The following is a 5,720-nucleotide window of genomic DNA, read 5'->3' on the forward strand; positions in this document are numbered from 1 at the left end:
GGATCGCTGGGTTTTCAAAGATGGAAGAGAGTAAAAGAAAACTTATTTTGAAAAGGAATATAGGGCATCATTACATATCTCTATATTTTAGTTGACGATACTTTAAACAAAATTGATCATTTATGAATTTCAATGTCTAAAAAAACTACAATTCTTCCTCAAAATATTGGTATCAGGTTAATTTTAGAGTTGCAATCTCTTTAAGGAAAGGAATAGACTGTGAATCTTACCCTTCAAAAGGCGAGACTTAATAAATGAAAATATTTTGTAAAAACAATGACTTATTTTTTATATTTTCTTGGCGGTAGAAAGGGATTTAATCTGATGAGTTCCCACCATGCTAAAGTATTGATAATTGGCTCCGGTCCAGCCGGATACACTGCTTCCATATATGCTTCTCGTGCCATGCTTGAGCCAGTTATTATATCTGGAATGGATTTAGGCGGACAACTTACAATAACCGAAAGTGTGGAAAATTATCCGGGATTTGCTTCTCCTATACAGGGAAAGTGGTTGATGGAGCAGATGCGTCTTCAAGCAGAAAATGTTGGAGCAAGGATTATAAGAGATACTGTGCATTCGGTTAGTCTTGAACAGCGTCCTTTTTTTATCAAAACTGAGTTAGATGAAATTTGGCATGCTGAATCCTTGATTGTTGCAACAGGTTCTAAGGTTAAATGGATTGGATTGGAGAGCGAGCGTATTTTTCGAGGTTTTGGAGTGTCTTCTTGTGCTACTTGTGATGGTTTCTTTTATCGCGATAAGGAAGTTATAGTGATAGGAGGTGGAAATACCGCTGTTGAAGAGGCTCTGCATCTCTCTAAGATAGCTCGTAAAGTAACATTAGTGCATCGTCGTTCTTCGTTGCGATCGGAAAAAATTCTTCAAGATAGATTGTTTGCATGTTCAAATATTGAATTTCTTTGGAATACTGAAGTTGTTGAAATTCTTGGTTTAGTTCCAAAACCACCTCTTGTGCCATCTGTTTCAGGTGTACGTTTGCACTGTAAGGACGATGATACAATTTTGGAAAGGCGTATTGATGGAGTTTTTATTGCAATAGGATATAAGCCAAATACAGATATTTTTCGAAATAAATTAAAATTAACAGATACAGGGTATATATGGACTCGTCCGGGTTCTGTGGAAACCAGTGTGCCGGGAGTTTTTGTAGCAGGTGATGTTGCTGATGACCATTATCGACAAGCAATCACCTCTGCTGCTATGGGATGTATGGCTGCATTGGAGATGGAGCGATATCTCTCCGTTTCTTGATTTTTTATAGAATATATATTTTAAAAGGGAAAAGACTGTGTCTTTCGACTGGGACAAGTTGCGCATTTTCCATGTAGTAGCTAAAGCCGGTTCGTTTACGCATGCCGTAGAGGAATTAAACCTTTCTCAATCTTCAATTAGCCGTCAGATAAGTGCTCTTGAAGAGGAAATAGGTATCAAGCTTTTCTATCGTCATGCACGAGGGCTTACATTAACAGAACAGGGAAAAAAACTTGACTGTACTGCATATAATGTTTTTCGCAAGTTGAGAAATGTTAAAATTGAATTGCAGGAATCAGCTGAACGGCCTTCTGGAAAATTGCGGATTGCGATCATGCTAGACTTAGGGCAAAATTGGTTGCAGGATAACATTAGAGAATTTTTGTGCCTGTATCCAAATATTCAAGTTCAGATCATTTTTGATAACAAAGATATTGATCAGAGCATGGATTACGCTGATTGTGCTATTCGTCTTCTAAAGCCGCGTCAATCTGATCTTATACAACGCAAATTATTTACGATTCACATGCATTTATATGCTTCAAGGTATTATCTGGAGCGTCGTGGTAAGCCATCTCTTATAAAAGACTTAGATAATCACAGTCTTATTACTTTTGGAGATTTTATTCCGAAGTTTATGGAAAATTTTAATTGGCTAGCAACTATTGGACGTCTTCCAAATGAACCAAGAACTTCTCAGTTGCAGATAAATAGTCATCTTTCCATTTTACAACATTGTATCTCAGGTTATGGAATAGCGCTTTTGCCTGATTATATAGCAAAAAACAATCAAAATCTTGTAAAATTGATGGTAGATGTCGATATGCCATCTTTTAAGGTTTATTTCTGTTACTCTGAGGCATTGAAAAATACAGGAAAATTAAGGGCTTTCAGGGATTTTATTGTATCCACAGCTCGAAATTGGAATTTTTAAGAAAAACAATTCTGGTATAATGAATCGCTCAGTGAAGACATTGAGGGCATGTAAGGTTGATAACGGGAAGCAGCGTATCCCTTGTTGATTTATTGAAGAAGACATTAATAGTCAGGTTGCAATGGCCGCTCACAAAAGGTTCTAGGGTAATTTCTATAAAGATGAGAATTACGACTGTGTTGAGCGTTTAGATCGGAGCAATAATCCAAGAGAAGATAGAGGTTTTATGCGTCTGCAGAATGAATGACACTCTCAAGTTATTTGCAGGAAAGGGAAAGTTCCGGTGGGGAATGATGTAGGCTTTTCCTATCTGCATATAGACATAGACTATAAACAGATCATGTGTAAAATATGGTTATCCATATACATAACCTGTGTATAAACTATGTATAACCGGCGAATAATCTGTGAATATTCTGTGGAAATATTTTTTAGAATTTTTCTGTGATTCTCATATATGACGTAGATTATTTATATGGGTTGTGGATAAACGTATCTCGACTTGAGAAAAAATCATGTTCAGCATGATGAAGATTTTTTCCCTGTTTGTTAATATAAGCCCTTGTATATGACGATGCTTAATACCTATTTCCTCTTCAAAAGAAGTTATTTAACGGCTCACTGAAGATAGAGGAAGATTTTTTAATTCTTCTGCGACATGTGTAAACAAACTGGCTTTAGTTGGTGCATGGAAAATACGTGCATTATTATACATACTCAGTGTGAAAGCCATGATATATCTCTGTATATGTTGTGTATATCCTGTGCATAAACTATGTATAACTAGAGAATTTTCTGTGGATATATATGTATAAATGATCTGTGATCCTTCATAGGGACTCGTTTCCTTTTTCATGCAGGAGTTCAAGCTTGAACCATTCTTCCTCTTTTTCTTTGAGTTCTCGGTAAAGAGTTTCAAGTTCATGAGAAAGCCGATAAAACTCCGTTTTGTCGTTTAAGAATAACGTTTGATTGCCGATTTTTTCCTCATTTGCGGCAATTTTAAGATTTATTTCTTTTATTTTTTGCGGGATCTTTTCCAAGAGAATTTTTTGACTATAGGAAAGAGAGCTTTTATTTTGATAATTCGTATCTTTCTTGGATAAGGAAGATGTTGAAGGCTTATGTTTTTTCCCAGTCTGCTTTTTTTGTGGCATTTTTTGCATATCTTTTTGTTGTAAAAGCATATCAGAATAACCGCCAGCGTATTTGATCCAGTATCCATTTGGATCATCAATGTTTTGCGGTGAAAGAATAGATTTTACAGTGCGATCAAGAAAATCTCGGTCATGACTTACAATAAATATTGTTCCTTGGAAATTAGAAATTATTCCTTCCAAAAAATCTAATGTTTCAAAATCAAGATCATTTGTAGGTTCGTCTAAGATAAGAAGATTAAAAGGTTGGGAAAGGATACGTGCTAAAATTGCTCTCATACGCTCGCCGCCGGATAGATTTTTAAGAGGAACACAAGCCTGATCTGCTTGAAATAAAAAATCTTTTATATAACCAACAACATGACGGGATTGTCCGTGTACGATGAGACTATCTCCGGCGTTACCTGTAATATAAGAGGAAAGAGACATATTGAGGTCAAGATCTTCACGTTTTTGATCAATGATGGAAACCTTAAGATTTGTTCCTGATCGTATGAAACCAGAATCCGGAATAATATCTCCGGTAAGCACTTTAAGCAGGGTTGTTTTACCGGCTCCATTAGGTCCAACGATACCAATGCGTTCACCATAGTGTACCCGCAGAGAAAAGTTTTTGATAACTGGAAGGGAATTATATGTTTTTGTAATCTTATCGGCTTCTATAACTAATTTTCCTGATTGTTCGGAGGATTGGATATTCGTTTTTATTTTCCCCTGAAATAATTGTTTTTGTTCCTGAAACTGAGCACGGGTTTCTTGCAATTCCTTAACCCGACGTACATTACGCTTGCGTCGAGCAGTGACCCCATATCGCAACCAGTCTTCCTCAGATTGAATCTTTTTCTTAAGATCGTGACAGCGTATTTTTTCTTGTTCTAAAATCATGTCTCGCCAAGACTCAAAATGCGAAAATCCTTTATCAAGACGATGCAAAGTTCCGCGATCTAGCCATATCGTTGTTGTCGATAAGGTTTTCAAGAAACGACGATCATGCGAGACAAAAATGAGAGCAGATTTGATGTTTAATAATTCTCGCTCAAGCCAATGAATCGTACGAAAATCAAGATGATTGGTTGGTTCATCTAGAATAAGAATATCCGGACGCAGAATAAAAATCCGAATAAATGCGACACAACGTGCTTTCCCGACAGAAAGCTGACTCATTTTTTCATTTCTCGTCAGGTTAAAATGATTTAATAAAGAAGTCAGGCTATAGGAACAATCTTGATAATCGTTTTTTGCATGTTCAATATAATCAAAGATTGTAGAGAATCCTGAGAAATCAGGATTTTGTTCCAGATAACCCAATCTAGCAGAAGTATTAAGAAATACGTCTCCAGATTGGGGTTCCATGAATCCCGCTGCAATTTTTAAAAGTGTTGATTTCCCAGATCCATTGCGTCCTACGAGACAAATACGTTCTCCTGGTTTAACAGATAGGCAGGATTCTTTTAATAAATCGACGCCACCTATAGTGGCATTAACATGATCAAGTCTTAGAATTGGAAAGTCCACTGGAATTTAGTCCTTGAAGATTATAGGGGCGAGCAATAAGAAGACCTATTCCCTGATCGAGTGATATGGTAAGATTCTTCTGGACAACATTTGAAAGAGTGCGCGAAGAACCAAGAGGTACAGAAAAATCAGAGACCACATATAGTGCTCCCGAAATAGCAAGACCTTTGATATCCGAGAGAGTTACAATAGAAAACGCACTTCCTGCAGGAAGATCAAAGTCATATTTTCCTGGCGTGAGCACAAAAGCCTCTTCAGTGCCAGAGGAGAGTGTAACATTGATGCCTTGACTTTTCAGAGAAACCGCAAGAGTTACGTGCTGAAGGGCACAATCAAATCGTTGACCAAAAAGAGCTCCTGCCAGCATGATATGCTGAGCACCCGATTGCAAAGCTTTATAGACTGCGATTTCACCATCTGTCGAATCCTTGTCCGCAGGATACACGATACGTTTTACCGATGACCATTTTTGTATGAGTTCAGGGCTTGTAGAATCGAAATCACCCACCCAAAGTTCTGGTATAATCCCTAATTTATCAGCATGATACATACCCCCGTCAGCGGCAATAACACGACAGTTTTTAACAGCCTCCAAAAGTCGATTTGTAATATCTAGATTTCCATTGAGAAGAATAGTAAAATCAATGGGCTTTTCAGAATTTGACAAAAGCACAGGAGAGAATATCCTCTCAGTTTGTAAACAGTGATACAATGTGATATGGATCAAATAACAGTATACCGTCGGAGAGTCAATTTTGTATATTTGCAATTGATGATGTGCTATACGGTCGTGAATATACTGTGTGCTTGATATTTTAAGAGACAATAGGTCAAATAAT

At 37.0% G+C, this 5,720-nt stretch carries 5 protein-coding genes; 2 read left to right on the top strand and 3 right to left on the bottom strand.

All coding sequences use genetic code 11. The features are described from left to right. Positions 1-324 precede the first annotated feature (324 nt). Together trxB and H0G72_RS05375 are read left to right on the top strand one after the other, a co-directional pair. The gene (trxB, locus tag H0G72_RS05370; protein ID WP_182017751.1) at positions 325-1,275 is read left to right on the top strand and encodes a thioredoxin-disulfide reductase; all 951 of its coding nucleotides are present in this window, start codon (positions 325-327) and stop codon (positions 1,273-1,275) included. A 37-nt stretch (positions 1,276-1,312) separates the two neighbouring features. Next, positions 1,313-2,209: a LysR family transcriptional regulator gene (locus H0G72_RS05375; RefSeq protein ID WP_182017752.1), complete on the top strand. Its 897-nt coding sequence runs from the start codon at positions 1,313-1,315 to the stop codon at positions 2,207-2,209. A 610-nt stretch (positions 2,210-2,819) separates the two neighbouring features. Here H0G72_RS05375 and H0G72_RS06335 read toward each other — a convergent pair. The 3 genes from H0G72_RS06335 to H0G72_RS05385 form a co-directional block, all read right to left on the bottom strand. Beyond that, positions 2,820-2,942 (bottom strand): hypothetical protein, encoded by a 123-nt coding sequence (locus tag H0G72_RS06335; RefSeq protein WP_259345164.1) that lies wholly within the window; start codon positions 2,940-2,942, stop codon positions 2,820-2,822. Positions 2,943-3,039: 97 nt separating this feature from the next. Continuing rightward, positions 3,040-4,881: an ABC-F family ATP-binding cassette domain-containing protein gene (locus tag H0G72_RS05380; RefSeq protein ID WP_182017753.1), complete on the bottom strand. Its 1,842-nt coding sequence runs from the start codon at positions 4,879-4,881 to the stop codon at positions 3,040-3,042. Beyond that, a complete protein-coding gene (locus tag H0G72_RS05385; protein ID WP_220456129.1) occupies positions 4,856-5,548 on the bottom strand; it encodes a thiamine diphosphokinase in 693 nt (230 codons plus the stop codon). Before H0G72_RS05385 ends, H0G72_RS05380 begins: the two co-directional genes overlap by 26 nt. Positions 5,549-5,720: the final 172 nt, after the last annotated feature.

The sequence above is a fragment of the Candidatus Liberibacter sp. genome (assembly GCF_014048425.1).
GTDB lineage: Bacteria > Pseudomonadota > Alphaproteobacteria > Rhizobiales > Rhizobiaceae > Liberibacter.

What these genes read in the sequence shown, in the direction of transcription:
- trxB (WP_182017751.1), top strand. Translation starts at nt 325, where the DNA reads ATGAGTTCCCACCATGCTAAAGTATTGATAATTGGCTCCGGTCCAGCC.
- H0G72_RS06335 (WP_259345164.1), bottom strand. Translation starts at nt 2,942, where the DNA reads ATGGCTTTCACACTGAGTATGTATAATAATGCACGTATTTTCCATGCA.